Source organism: Nonomuraea sp. NPDC050540 (genome assembly GCF_044457485.1).
Taxonomy (GTDB): domain Bacteria; phylum Actinomycetota; class Actinomycetes; order Streptosporangiales; family Streptosporangiaceae; genus Nonomuraea.
Genome location: NZ_JBITHA010000007.1, coordinates 21,608 through 34,978, shown reverse-complemented (window position 1 = coordinate 34,978; position 13,371 = coordinate 21,608). Strand labels below are relative to the sequence as shown.

Below are 13,371 nucleotides of genomic sequence, written 5' to 3'. Positions count from 1 at the left end.
AGCGGATTTCATGGAAGACCCAACCGTTCACCCCCTCTCAGCCGTCTTTTCTATATGACGGATTCCGAGGCGTTCGAGGCCTTCGTCGCCGCCTGGTACCCGCGGCTGCTGCGTGCGGCCATCCTCATCAGCGGTGACCGGCATCTGGCCGAGGACGTGCTCCAGGATGCCCTGATCAAGCTGGCGCGCCGCTGGCCGAAGGTGCACACCGACCCGGTCAGCTATGTGCGTACCACCTTGTACAGGGATGTGGCCTCCAGGTGGCGCAGGCGGCGGGAGTTCGCCTACGGGGACCCGCCCGACCACGCCGACCCCGATCCCTCGGGAGCGTCGGATCTGAAGGTGGTGTTCGCCCGCGCCCTGGCCAGGCTGCCGGTGAAGCAGCGGGCGGTGCTGGTGCTGCGCTTCTACGAGGACCTGCCCGTCGGGGAGGTCGCCGCGGTCCTCGGAGTCTCGTCCGGGACGGTGAAGAGCCAGACGCACGCGGCCCTGAAACGGCTGCGCGAGGTCGCTCCCGAGCTGGAAGAGGTGCTGATATGACGGACCAGAGACTGCGGGAGCTCTTCCAGGACCTCGCCGAGACCCTGCCGGAGGGGTCGTCGCACGCGGGCGAACTCTGGCGGCGGCGCACCGACGGCCGCGGCCGCCGGCGGTGGACGGTGATCGCCGTGCTCGCGGTGGCCGCGCTCGTCGCGGTGGGGGTCACCGCGTTTCCGCAGCGGGTCGAGCGCGGCACCACGGAGACCCCCGCCGTGACCGCCACGCCCTCGGCCTCGTCGTCGGTCCCGATGGACCGGGCGCCCGCGGTCCGCGAGCAGGCGGGGCTGCCCGCGGCGGCGGCCGGGCTGCCGGAGAGGTGGGCCGGCATCCCCGTCGTGGACGCGGCTCCCGGGCCCGTCCTGGCGCTGGCCGAGTTCGGCGACGGGCGTATCTACCTGATGAAGGCCGGTGGCCGGATCGCGCTTTCCGGCAGCGGCGCGACGCGGCTGAACCCCAACGCGCTCGCCCCCGAGGGCACGCGGGCGGCCTTCCCGCTGAAGGACGCGGTGGTGGTCGTCGACCTCGTGATCGGCCGGGCCCACCGCTACCCGGTGCCGGGGTTCAACGAGGTCGTGCTCTGGCGCGGCGAGCAGCTCCTCGTCGAGCAGGAAAAGGCCAACTACCTGCTCGACCCGACCACCGGGGAGGTCCGGCGGCAGCCGTACAAGGGATTCACGGGTGTGGCGGGCTACCGCGACCTCAGGATCGTCTCGCCCGAGGAGGGCGGCTGGACCGTCCTTCAGGAGCGCGGATCCGGGGAGGTGCGGCTGGACGTCCGGAACCTCACCAACGAGGGCAGCATGCCGGTGGGCGTTCTGGGCAGTCACGGGTGGCAGCGTGACGACCTCGTCGCCAGGTCCGCGCCCGCGCGGCCCGGCCTGGCGCAGGGAGCCGACGTGGTCGTGGTCGCCGACATCGCGTCCGGACGGGTGGTCAGGACACTGCTGCTTCCCTCCTGCGGGAAGGACGGCTGTCCCGTGCGCGGCTGGATCGGCCACGAAACCGTGATCGTCGAGAGCGGTGACCGGCTGCTGGGCTGGAACATCAGCACGGGCGCGCTGTCACGCGTCGCCGAACTGCCCGAGGCGGTGACCGCCTACTCCCTGCGTCCGGGCTGACCGGCTCACCAGGTCACGCGGAGCGAGTTCAGGCCGTAGACGATGCTGAAGGCACGGAAATCCCCTTCCTCGTACGGCTCCGCCAGCGCCAGGCCGGGAAAGCGCCGCAGCAGGGCCGGGAAGGCGATGCGCATCTCCATCCGCGCCAGCGGTGCTCCGAGGCAGTGGTGCACGCCGTGACCGAAGGCGACGTGGCCGGCGGCACCCCGGGTGAGGTCGAGGGTGTCGGGATCGTCGATGAAGGCCGGGTCGCGGTTGGCGGCGGGAAGCGAGCAGATCACGAGCGAGCCCGCCGGGATGGTCTGGCCGGCGACCTCCACGTCCGTCGTGGTGGTGCGCGGGGGCAGTGCCTGCAGGATGGACAGCCAGCGCAGCAGTTCCTCGACGGCGGGTTCGGCCCGTGCCGGGTCCTCGCGCAGCAGCGCGAGCTGGTCAGGGTCGCGCAGCAGGGCCAGGGTGCCCAGGCCGAGCATGTTCGCGGTCGTCTCGTGCCCGGCCAGCAGCAGCAGTCCCGCGATGCCGACCAGCTCGTCGGTGCTGAGCTCGTCGCCGTGCTCGCGTACCAGCATGCCGAGCATGTCCTCGCCCGGTTCGGCCTGCGCGCGCTTCACCAGCTCGCCCATGTAGGCGCGGTCCTCCCGCTGCGCGGCGACACGCTGATCCATCGGCAGCGACAGATCCAGCAGGCGTGCGGAACGCTCCTGGAAGGAGTCCCGGTCGGCGTACGGCACGCCCAGCAGCTCGCAGATCACCAGCGAAGGCACCGGCAACGCGAAGTGCGCCACCAGATCGGCGGGTTTGCCGGCCCGCTCCACGTCGTCCAGCGCGGTCTGGACGATCTCGGTGATCCGCGGCTCCAGCCTGCGCATCCGCCGTACCGTGAACTCCGGGGTGAGCATCCGGCGCAACCGCGTGTGCTCCGGCGGGTCGAACCCGATCAGCTGCCCGGCCCGCATCTTGACACGTTCCTCGGCGGCCACCTGATCCGCACCCGGAAACGGCGTCAGCGCGCTGCTGAACCGGGCCGGATCCGACAGCACCTGCCGGACGTCCTCGTGACGGCACACCAGATAGGCGGCGGGCCCGCCGAACGGCATGTCGACCCGGATCACCCCCTGCTCGTCGCGCGCCTGGGACAGTTCCTTGACCGGGTCGAATCCGTTCCGCCGCATGTGCGGGGGCAACTGCGTCGCATGGGTCATCTCGGTGAGACCTTCCTCAAGCCAGGGGCGGAGTTTGTCGGGGTTACGTACCGCCCAGATGTGGGTGATCCGGTCGTCGGCCACCTCGAACGCGACCACCGACACGGTGACCCCGTTCCGCTGGGCGATCAGGCCGGGCCGGCCGTTGACCGTGCGCTCCACGATCGTCAGGTCGCGGGACCTGCTTTCGAGCTGGACCAGCCAGCGCACGATCTGCTCGGCGCCCTCGAGCGGGCGCCGCACGGTCGAGACCACGCCGCCGCCGTCGCCGGTCGCCGTGGCGCCGGGATCGAGAAGGCCGACCAGGGCGTCGATGTTCTTGTCCTCCCAAGCCCGCTTGAAGTCCCTGACGATGCGGGCCTGGTGGGTTGCCGGAGTCGCCGGGGCCGCGGGAGCCCGCGCGGCGCGGATGCGGCGGCGGGCCGAGGAGGCCAGCTGACGGCAGGCCGCCGGGGTACGGCCGACGATCTCGGCCACCTCGGCGAAGGGGTAGCGGAAGACGTCGTGCAGGATGAACGCGACCCGCTCGGCCGGGGTCATCGCGTCGAGCACGACCAAGAAGGCCATGTTGACCGACTCGTCGAGGGTGACGCGGTCGGCCGGGTCGGCGGCGATGCCGCTGACCTGCTCCGAAGCCTCGGGCAGCGGCTCCGGGATCCATTCGCCCACGTAGGTCTCGCGCCGGGCCCGCGCCGAGGAGAGCACGTTGAGGCACAGGCGGCTGACGACCTTGGTGAGCCACGCGCCGGGGACGGTGATGGCGTCCTGCTCCTGGCCGGACATGGCGTACCAGCGGGCGTAGGCCTCCTGGACGACGTCCTCGGCGTCGGCCAGGGAACCGAGGAGCCGGTAGGCGAGATTGATCAGCTGGCGCCGCTCGGCCATGATCGGCTCGGGCTCGGGGGTCATCGTGTCGTCGGCTCCTTTGATCGCGTCCTTCCTTGTCCGACAGGACAGCGCGATCAAATGTGAGGTCGCCCCCGATAAGTCAGCGGTGTTTGTGCTTGCGTGGCGGCGGTGTCCAGAGCACGCCGATGGTGATGATCGTCGACAACACCAGCAGGATGCCGAACAGAACCTCCAGCAGCGTGGTGATCGACATACGGATCACCCCCTCCGTGCACCTTCCACTATCAGCCTGGGAGTATCGCCAGGTCAACGGCTTGATAGCCTGGCAGTCCCGAGGGGAGTACTTCTCAAGCGCCGACCCGGTCAAGACGGACCTTGGCATCGTCCCCGGGCAGCCGCCCGCACCGCCGGGTGAAGGAGACCTCGAACGCCGAGCACGTTCGAGGAGGCCGCGTGTCCGCATCGATCGCCTCGCTGCCTCTGTGGTCGGCCACCGTCGCCGCCCTGGCGCTCCTGCTGTCGATCGACCTCGTCCTGACCAGGCGGCCGCACGAGGTGCGCATGCGCGAGGCCCTCGCCTGGTCGGCCTTCTACCTGGCGCTGCCCCTGGCCTTCTGCGCCGGTCTGTGGTCCGCGTTCGGCACCACCGTGGCGGTAGAGTTCCTCACCGGTTACGTCGTGGAGAAGTCGCTGTCGGTCGACAACCTGTTCGTGTTCATGCTGGTGCTGACGGCGTTCGCGGTCCCGGCGGAGCTGGCCAGGCGGGTCCTGCTCTACGGCATCATCGGCGCGCTGCTGCTGCGTGTGGTGTTCATCATGCTCGGCGCCGCGGCACTGCGCAGCGGCACCTGGGCGTTCCTGCTGTTCGGCGCGATCCTCCTGGTCACCGCCGCGAAGGTCATGAAGGACGCGCTGACCGGACGCGAGCGGGAGATCGACGTCTGCTCCCTGCTCGCCGTCCGGCTGGTGCGCCGCTTCGTACCGGTCGGGCGCGACTACCGGGGCTCGAAGCTGATCGTCCGCGAGGACGGCACGCGGGCCCTCACCCCGCTGGCGCTGGCCGTCGTCGCGATCTTCGCGGTCGACATCGTCTTCGCCGTCGACTCGGTCCCGGCGGTGTACGGCGTGACCGAGGACCCGTTCCTCGTCTTCGCCACCAACGCCTTCGCCCTGCTGGGCCTGCGCGCCCTCTACTTCGTGCTGCGGGGCGCCCTCACGAAGCTGTGCCACCTCAACCACGGGCTCAGCCTCATCCTGGCCTTCATCGGGATCAAACTCATCCTGCACTGGGCCCACGGCATCTGGCCGGGGGTGCCGGAGATCCCCACGCTCGTCTCGCTCGGGGTCATCGTCGCCGTGCTCGCCGCCGTGACCCTCACCAGCCTGTACGCCGGCCGCCGCTGACCGGCGGCGCGAATGTTCACCAACCGTTGATGGTCTTTAGCCCTTATGGACTCATTCGAGTGGTGACGATGGGAGTGTCCGTCGCATCCCCCGCAAGGAGGCTTCGTGCCCACTCAGCCCCGCCCCGGACCCTTCTGGCCGGTGAGGCTCACCGTCATCCTCGCCACCCTCGCCTCCCTCATCGGCGTGGCCGGCATCGCGCCCGCCCACGCCACGGTCTACAACTCCTGCACCATGTCGCGGTGCGCCGACGCGCGCGCGGCGAAGTCGATCTGGGCGTCCAAGGGCTACCCCACCACCAGGACCTGGTACTCCTGGCCGGACGGCCGGTACAACTTCGCCGGCGGACGCTTCTACAACCGCGAAGGCCAGCTCCCCGGCGGCGCCACCTACCATGAGTACGACGTGTACTCCCGGACGCGGGGCGCGGCGCGTGACGCGTACCGGATCGTCGTCAACCGCGGCACCGGCGTGACGTGGTTCTCGCCGAACCACTACACCGACTTCTACCGGCTCTAGGGACTTCCATGACCGCACCTCCGCTGCCGCGCTGGCTGACCGTGTGCGCCGATCCGGCGCCGGCCGTGCTGGATGGGCGGCTCTGCCGTACCCGCGCCGCCTTCTTCGAGGAGGTGGCGCGGGTGCTGCGCCTTCCCGGCTACTTCGGCCACAACTGGGACGCGCTGTCCGACTGCCTGCGTGACGCGGGGGCGGTCGGCCTGGTCGTGGAGCACGCCGAGGACCTGCTCGGCGCCGAGGCTCCCGGGCAGTTCGCGACCCTGCTGGCCGTCTTCTCCGACGCCGCCGGGTCCGGCCTGACCGTGACGCTGCGTACCGACCGGGACCAGGAGACCGCGCTCCGTCAGCGGGTCACCGCCGCACTGTCCTGACCCCCGCCGAGGCGCGGCCGGCCAGCGGTGTCACGGCCGCCAGGAGGACGAGCAGCGGGGCGAGGGCGAGCGCGTGCACGTGGATGCCGTGGGTGAAGGCGTCCCTGGCGCTCTCCGCGAGTGCGCCCGCGAGCGGCTGGGGGAGTGTGGCCGCGTGGTGCAGGGTCTCGGCCAGGGTGTCGCCGCGGGCCGGCACGCCGGGTGGCAGCCCGGGAGGCAGGGTGTCGCCGAGCCGCCGGCCGTAGACGGCCGCGGCGAGGCTGCCGAGCAGGGCGATGCCGAGCGCCCCGCCCAGTTCCGCACCGGTCTCGGAGATCGCCGAGGCGGCCCCGGCGCGTTCGGGCGGCGCCGCGCCGAGCACCAGGCCGGTGCCCAAGGCCATGAACGGCGTGAGGCCGGCGAACAGCAGCACGGATCCGCCGACGAGGAACCACGGCTCCCGGTCCACCTGCGTGAGCAGTACCGGACCCGCCAGGGCGAGGACCGCGCCCGCGCTCATCAGCAGGGCGGGACGCACGCGGGCGGCGAGACCGGACACCCACAGCGCCACGACCGTGCCCGACACGGCGGTCGGGAGCTGCCACAGGCCCGCCGTCAACGGCGAGTAGCCCAGCACCATCTGGAGGTACTGCGAGGTCTGAAGGCTGGTCCCGAACAGCACGATCCCGACCAGAACCATGCCCCCGACGGACACGGCGAACGCCGGCGCCCGAAACAGCGAGAGATCGAACAGCGGCGTGGCCGTCCGACGCTGCCTGCGGACGAACACGACGCCCAGCACCACCCCGGCCGCGAGGCTTCCCGCCGCGGCGGCGGTGAGGCCGTCGGCCGCGAACCGCTTGACGCCGTACACGACGGACAGCGGGATGAGGAACGACAGCACCACGCCGGCCGCGTCGATCCGCCGGGCGTCCGGCGCGCGATGCTCGGGCAGCAGGTACGGCGCCGCCGCGACCAGCACCACCATGGCGGGAACCGCGACCAGAAAGACCGATCCCCAGGAGAAGAAGTGCAGGAGCGTCCCGCCGACCAGCGGACCGAGGGCGCCGCCGGCCATGAAGGCGAGCATCCACACAGTGATGGCGAACCGCCGCTGCCCGGGGTCGGCGAACAACCGGCGTATCACCGCCAGCGAACTCGGCGCGAGCGCGGCGGCCCCCACACCCTGGATCGCGCGAGCGGCGATCAGCACGCCGGTGTCACCGGCCCACGCCGCCATGATCGAACCGGCGGTGAACACGGCGGCGCCGGCGAGCAGGAGGCGGCGGTGGCCGTACCGGTCGCCGAGGGTGCCCATGGCGATGAGGAAGCCCGCGACCATGAATCCGTAGATGTCCATGATCCACAGCTGCGCGGCCGCGTCGGGAGCCAGATCGGCCGCGAGCGTCGGCAGCGCCAGGTAGAGCACGGACATGTTCATCATGACCAGGACCGCGGGGACGCCGAGCACGGCCAGCGCGATCCACTCGCGCGTCCCGGCCCGCGCCGGGGTAGTGCGGACCGTCACGCGCCGACCTTCAGGAGCGTCTTGCCGAGGGTGGCTCGCGACTCGATCGCGGCGTGCGCGGCCCCGGCCTCGGTGAGCGGGTACGCCTGCCCGACCACGGGCCGCCATCGCCCATCGGCGGCCAGGTCGAGCGCGCGGCGGATGAGGGCCCGGTTCTCGGCGGGGCTCGGCGCGCCGGTCAGGCCGTGGACGTGGATGGCGCGGGCCTCGACCACGTCGTCGGGCAGGTCGGTGGGGGTGCCGGCGGCCATGCCGTACACGCTGATGCGTCCTCCGGTGCGCAGGAGGCCCGCGGCCGCCGCCCCGATCGTCCCGCCGACGCCGTCGAAGACGGTGTCGACCTGGCCCAGTTCGCCGGCCCAGCCGGGGCGGGTGTAGTCCACGAACTCCGCACCGAGCTCGGCGACGAGCTCGCCCTTGCGCGCGCCGCCCGCGGCGCCGATCACGCGGGCCCCGGCGGCGACGGCCAGCTGCACGAGCAGGCTGCCCACACCGCCCGCGGCGGCCTCCACCAGCACGGTCTCGCCCGCCCGCGGCGGCACGTCCCGGGTCAGCAGCAGCGCGGTACGGCCGTCGGCCAGCAGCGCCACCGCGTCGCGCAGGTCGACCCCGGCAGGTACCACAACGACGTCCGCGGCGCGGGCGAGTGCCGACTCGGCGTAGCCGCCCGTGCCGCCGGTGGTGGTGACCACGACGGCGCCGAGCAGCGCGGGGTCGACGCCGTCGCCGATCGCGGTGACACGCCCGCCGACGCCGTTGCCCGGTGTGCGGGGCAGCGGCGGCCTGCCGAACGGGCCCGATCCGGAGCGGACCTGCGTCTCGACGAAGGTCACGCTCGCGAACGAGACCCCCACCACGACCTCGCCGGGGCCGGGCACCGGGTCGTCCTTCTCCTCCACCCGCAGCACGTCCGGGCCGCCGAACTCGCGCATGATGATCGTCAGCATGAAGACTCCCTCAAAACGGATAGCACCTGTCCGTTAAGCTATAACGGAGAGGTGCTATCCGCAAACGGTAGGGTGTGAGCATGGCTCGCAAGGCACCTCGGCACGCGGAGGCCGAACGCAACGACCAGGCGCTCCTCGTCGCCGCCAAGCAGGTGCTCAAAGCCGAGGGCTCACGCGCCTCGGTCGCGGCCATCGCCGCGCGGGCGGGGGTCGGGATGGCCACTGTCTACCGCCGCTACCGCACCAAGGAGGAGTTCTTCCAGCGCCTGTGCGTCCTCGCCCTGGAGCAGTGGATCGAGGCCGCGGAGGAGGGGCTGCGGATGGACGATCCGTGGGACGGGCTCGTGCACTACGTGTCCGCGGCGCTGGAGTTCGGCGGGGGCTCGCTCGGCTCACTGGCCGGCACCGTTCCCGTGTCCGAGGAGATGGCCGAGGCGTTCACGCGTTCGGAACGCCTGTGGCACGCGCTGGTCGCGCGGGCGCACGAGGCGGGGGTTCTGCGGGCGGACGTGACGAGCGTCGACGTCGACCTCCTGATCGAGCAGCTCGGGCAGGCCTCGCTCGTCGAACATCTGGTCCGGCGGGGCCGTACAGAAGAACTCGGCGAGGCCCGCGCCGCCCGCCACCGCATGATCATGATCGCCCTCGACGGACTCCGTCCCGGCCACCCGTCACTCGCCGGACCACCTCCGGCGGCGGATCTGCTGTCCCGGCGCTGGTCCATGTAGCAGAAATATAGGCGGCTTACCTAAACTTGAGTAAGGCATTTATCTGCGCGGGCGAATAACCGGCGAATTCCGTTATCAAAAAGCTTCTTTACTACTGGCGCGGCATTATGTGACGATCTCCCTGTTTGCCATCTCGGCCTTTGAAGGGATGAAGTGAATACGTCACCTAAGGCGTCTGGTTTATCCGCCCGGACGCGCCGTAGCGCTGCTCTGATCGCAGCTTCAACGCTGTCTTTGTCGCTTTTAAGCGCACCCGCTGTCGCGCAGCCTCCCACTCCCGCCCCCGCCGCGGCGAAATCGCCGGCCGACCCGGCACTGGCCTCGGCTTTCGAGAAGGCCAAAAAGACGGGGCAACGAGTCGAAATCCCCTCCCGGTCCACCGAGACGATGAAGGTATGGGCGACCACTGACGGCCGGCGACTGCAGGCCGAGCTGTTCACTCAGCCGGTCCAGCTGAGAAACGCCGCCACCCAGGCGTGGGAGCCGATCGACACGAGCATCGTGACCCGCGACGGCAAGCTGCAGGCCGCGCGGGTCAAGACCCCGCTGACCTTCGGCGCGCGCGGGACCAGGCAACTGGTGTCCGCGACGGGAAAGGGCGGCGAGAGCGGCCTGCGCGTGACCCGGGCACTGCCCGAGCCGAAGATCTCCCGCGACACGATCACCTACCCCGACGCCGTCGCGCCGGGGGCGGACCTGGTGGTGGTGGCCCAGGCCAACGGCTTCGTCTCCCAGGTGGTCTTCCGCCACAGGCCGACCGCCCCGGTCACGGTACGGCTGCCGCTCACGCTGCCCAAAGGCACGAAGTTCGGCACGACGGCCGAAGGACTGGCCCAGCTGAAGGACGCCAAGGGCAGCCCCCAGGCCGCGCCGATCGTGCTGACCGCGATGGACGCCAAGGTCGAAGCCTCTCCCGACGAGGGCAAAAGGTCCCCGGTCGCCGCCCGCGTGGAGTCCTCGGAACTGGTGTTCACGCCGGACGAGAAGTTCCTGGCCGACCCCGCGGTGACCTACCCGGTGACGATCGCCGCCGCCTCGGAATGGTTCGGCGGCGGAGAGCCCGACGACGCCTGGGTCAGCAGGAACGACCCGTACACCAACAACTCGGCCGCCGGGTGGCTGCGCGCGGGCACCACCTCCACGAGCCAGGACATCGCCCGCGTGTACCTGAAGTTCAACACGGAGGCCGAGGAGCTGAAGGGCGCCACCGTCGTCCAGGCCGACCTGATCGTGTGGAACTACAAGTCCGGCGGCCCCAACGGCCAGCTGTGCGGCGACCCCCTCGGATCCGGCATTCTGGCCGCCCGCGTCACCTCCCCTTGGTCTCTGGACGGCGGGCCGGACAACCTGAGCTGGGGCAACCAGCCCTCGGCCACAAGCACGGAAGGGGCGAACCGCGCAGGCTACAACTACGACGCCAGCGGCACCTGGTGTGCCAAGGACGACCAGCTCTGGCACCGCGTCACCACCATGGCCCGCGCCTGGATCGAACAGAAGGTCCCCAACCACGGCCTCGTGCTCCGGGCCGTCAGCGAGACCGCGGCCATCAACTGGCGCCAGTACTACGCCAGCGAGTACAGCGGCGACCCCTACCCGGGCTACCGGCACCCGCCGGCGCTCATGGTCGAGTACATCCCCAAGCCGAAGAGCTATCGGGGATTCATGATCCCCTACACGGACAATCCCGTGCTCAGGGATATCGCCCAGCATGACTTCAGGAGTTCCCAGCAGCAGCAGGCACCGCTCCTCTCCCTGAACGACGTGGTCAAGGCCAGGGAGACCGCCGGAGACTTCTTCATGGAGGACTCCAAGGTGGCCCTCCAGATCCCGGACGACATGACCACAGAAGAGTGGATGGAGTCGATCGAGGCCACCCCCGCGCCGGTGGACCCGCCTCCGCCCACAGATCCCGACACCACGCCGCCCACCGTCATCGGCACGCTCCCGGCCGCCAACGCGAGCGGCGTCGACACCGGCACCGAGCTGAGGGTGTCGTTCAGTGAGCCGGTGTCCAGCGCGCAGGTCGAGGTCAAGGATTCACGCGGGCGGACGATCGAGGGCAGTGCGTCCATGGAGGTCGCGGGCACCGTCCTCGTCTTCCGGCCCGCCCAGGGGTGGCCCATGGCGCGATTCACCGCCGTGGTGAGCGGCGCGAAGGATGCCGCGGGCAACGTCATGCAGCCCCATTCGTTCGGCTTCTCCACCGACGAGACCGCGCCCAAGGTGACCGCGACCACGCCCGGCAAGGACGCGGCCGACGTGGCCGTCTCCACGACGATCTCGGCCACCTTCGACGAGGCCGCCTACGACGCGCAGGTCCTGGTCAAGGATCAGAACGGCGCCGCCGTACCGGGCACCCTCGCCGCCGACGCGGCCTCCAGGATCTGGACGTTCACCCCGGCGTCGCCGCTCGCGGCAGGGGTGAAGTACGACGTGGAACTGAGCGCCGCCCGGGACGCGGCCGGCAACGAGATGGCGACCCATCCCTGGTCCTTCCGGACCGACGGCACCGCCCCCGAGGTGACTCAGACCAGCCCCGCCGCCGACGCCACCGATGTCGCGCTCGACTCGGCGGTGCGGGTCACGTTCGGCGAGTCCCTGGCCGACGCGCGGATCGGCGTCAAGGACGGCGCGGGCGTGGCCGTAGCGGGAAGCGTCACGAGCGGTGACGACGGCAAGGTGTGGACCTTCACCCCGGCCGCTCCGCTGGCGTGGAACGCCTCCTACACCGCCACGGTGAGCGAGGCCGTGGACCTGTCCGGGAACAAGCTGACACAGCACGTGTGGTCGTTCGCCACGGTCGTCGACCGCACGGCGCCGACGGTGGCCGAGAACAGCCCCGCCAAAGACGCGACCGGTGTCCCCGTGCGGTCCAAGGTCAAGGCGACCCTCTCCGAAGCGGCCGCCGACGTTCAGATCACGGTCACGGACCCGGGCGGACAGCAGGTCGTGGGCGACCTCGCCGCCGATCCCGCGGGCAAGGTGTGGACGCTGACGTTCGCCGGTCCGCTGGCCGCCGAGACCGTCTACACCGTCGCCGTCACCGGTGGCAGGGACCCGGCCGGGAACGTCATGGAGCCGCACTCCTGGGCGTTCACGACCGCCGAACCGGACGTCACGCCGCCGACCGTCACCGGGTCGGCCCCGGCCGCCAACGCGGTCGACGTCCCGCTGAACGCCCCGATAAGGGCCACCTTCAGCGAGCCCGTGTCCGGCGGGCAGATCGTGGTCAAGGATCCTGCGGGCAACGCCGTAGCCGGAACCACGACGGCCGAGTCCACCACGGTGCTGTCCTTCGCCCCCGCGCAGGCGCTGGCCGAACTCGTCAAGTACACCGTGGAGGTGAGCGGAGCCAAGGACGAGGCCGACAACGTCCTGGCCACGCACACCTGGTCGTTCACGACGCTCGAGCTCCCGCCTGCGCCGAACTCGCCGAAGGTGTTGTACGAGTACGTGTCGCCGAAGGACGGCGCCGGAGCTCTTTCGAAGCTGACACCCACGTTCTACGGCGACGTCAGCGACCCTTCGGGCCGGTCGTCGACGATGACGGTCGTGGTGGAGCACGATCCGGCGGCGACGGGACAGGGCAGTGGGCTGATCTGGTCTGGCGCCTCCCCGAGCGTGAGTAACGGGAGCACCGCGAGTCTGGCGATCGCCTCGGGCAAGCTGTCGGACGGATGGAAGATCCGCTGGCGAGCCCGCGCCACCGCCGGTGGTGTGAACGGCGCGTGGACCGCCTGGCACTCCGAAACCGTCAACATCTCCAAGCCCAAGGTGTCGTATGAGTACGTCTCGCCCAAGGACAGCGCCGGAGCACTGACGAAGCTGACACCCACGTTCTACGGAGACGTCAGCGACCCCGACGGCCGCTCCTCCACCATGACGATCGAGGTGGAGCACGACCCGGCCCAGGGCACCGGGCTCATCTGGACCGGCACCACCCCGTCGGCCGTCGCCAGCGGCGGCACCGCCAGCCTCACCATCGCCCCAGCCAAACTCACCGACGGATCGAAGATCCGCTGGCGAGCCCGCGCCACCGCCGGTGGCGTCAACGGCGCGTGGACCGCCTGGCACTCCGAAACCGTCAACATCTCCAAGCCCAAGGTGTCGTATGAGTACGTCTCGCCCAAGGACAGCGCCGGAGCACTGACGAAGCTGACACCCACGTTCTACGGAGACGTCAGCG

Annotated in this window: 10 protein-coding genes; 7 read left to right on the top strand and 3 right to left on the bottom strand. The window is 70.8% G+C overall.

Features of this window, described 5'->3' with window-relative positions:
• The first annotated feature begins 54 nt into the window (after positions 1–54).
• Both ACIBI5_RS24490 and ACIBI5_RS24485 read left to right on the top strand, forming a co-directional pair.
• Positions 55–540 carry a SigE family RNA polymerase sigma factor gene (locus ACIBI5_RS24490; RefSeq protein ID WP_397250395.1) on the top strand — a complete coding sequence of 162 codons (486 nt, stop codon included), beginning with the start codon at positions 55–57 and terminating at the stop codon, positions 538–540.
• Positions 537–1,658, top strand: coding sequence for a hypothetical protein (locus ACIBI5_RS24485; protein WP_397250393.1), 1,122 nt, complete (start codon positions 537–539; stop codon positions 1,656–1,658). The genes ACIBI5_RS24490 and ACIBI5_RS24485 overlap by 4 nt, the downstream gene beginning before the upstream one ends.
• Positions 1,659–1,663: 5 nt before the next feature.
• Here ACIBI5_RS24485 and sigJ read toward each other — a convergent pair whose 3' ends face one another.
• Positions 1,664–3,769, bottom strand: coding sequence for an RNA polymerase sigma factor SigJ (gene sigJ, locus ACIBI5_RS24480; RefSeq protein WP_397250391.1), 2,106 nt, complete (start codon positions 3,767–3,769; stop codon positions 1,664–1,666).
• Between the two features lie 393 nt (positions 3,770–4,162).
• Between sigJ and ACIBI5_RS24475 the strand changes: the two genes are divergently transcribed.
• The 3 genes from ACIBI5_RS24475 (at position 4,163) to ACIBI5_RS24465 (ending at position 6,003) form a co-directional block, all read left to right on the top strand.
• Complete coding sequence (locus ACIBI5_RS24475; protein WP_397250389.1) at positions 4,163–5,113, top strand: TerC/Alx family metal homeostasis membrane protein; 951 nt, start codon at positions 4,163–4,165, stop codon at positions 5,111–5,113.
• 105 nt (positions 5,114–5,218) lie between these two features.
• The gene (locus ACIBI5_RS24470) at positions 5,219–5,632 is read left to right on the top strand and encodes a ribonuclease domain-containing protein (RefSeq protein WP_397250387.1); all 414 of its coding nucleotides are present in this window, start codon (positions 5,219–5,221) and stop codon (positions 5,630–5,632) included.
• Between the two features lie 8 nt (positions 5,633–5,640).
• Entirely contained in the window at positions 5,641–6,003 is a 363-nt protein-coding gene (locus ACIBI5_RS24465) for a barstar family protein (protein ID WP_397250385.1), read from the top strand.
• On the opposite strand, the gene ACIBI5_RS24460 is transcribed toward ACIBI5_RS24465, so the two are convergent.
• Together ACIBI5_RS24460 and ACIBI5_RS24455 are read right to left on the bottom strand one after the other, a co-directional pair.
• Positions 5,984–7,510: an MFS transporter gene (locus ACIBI5_RS24460; protein WP_397250383.1), complete on the bottom strand. Its 1,527-nt coding sequence runs from the start codon at positions 7,508–7,510 to the stop codon at positions 5,984–5,986. The genes ACIBI5_RS24465 and ACIBI5_RS24460 overlap by 20 nt on opposite strands.
• Positions 7,507–8,457 carry a zinc-binding dehydrogenase gene (locus ACIBI5_RS24455; RefSeq protein ID WP_397250381.1) on the bottom strand — a complete coding sequence of 317 codons (951 nt, stop codon included), beginning with the start codon at positions 8,455–8,457 and terminating at the stop codon, positions 7,507–7,509. The genes ACIBI5_RS24460 and ACIBI5_RS24455 overlap by 4 nt, the downstream gene beginning before the upstream one ends.
• A gap of 80 nt (positions 8,458–8,537) precedes the next feature.
• Between ACIBI5_RS24455 and ACIBI5_RS24450 the strand changes: the two genes are divergently transcribed.
• Together ACIBI5_RS24450 and ACIBI5_RS24445 are read left to right on the top strand one after the other, a co-directional pair.
• Positions 8,538–9,185 carry a TetR/AcrR family transcriptional regulator gene (locus tag ACIBI5_RS24450; protein ID WP_397250379.1) on the top strand — a complete coding sequence of 216 codons (648 nt, stop codon included), beginning with the start codon at positions 8,538–8,540 and terminating at the stop codon, positions 9,183–9,185.
• 387 nt (positions 9,186–9,572) lie between these two features.
• Positions 9,573–13,371, top strand: a 3,799-nt coding sequence (locus tag ACIBI5_RS24445; RefSeq protein ID WP_397250377.1) for an Ig-like domain-containing protein, incomplete at its 3' end; no start/stop codon positions are given.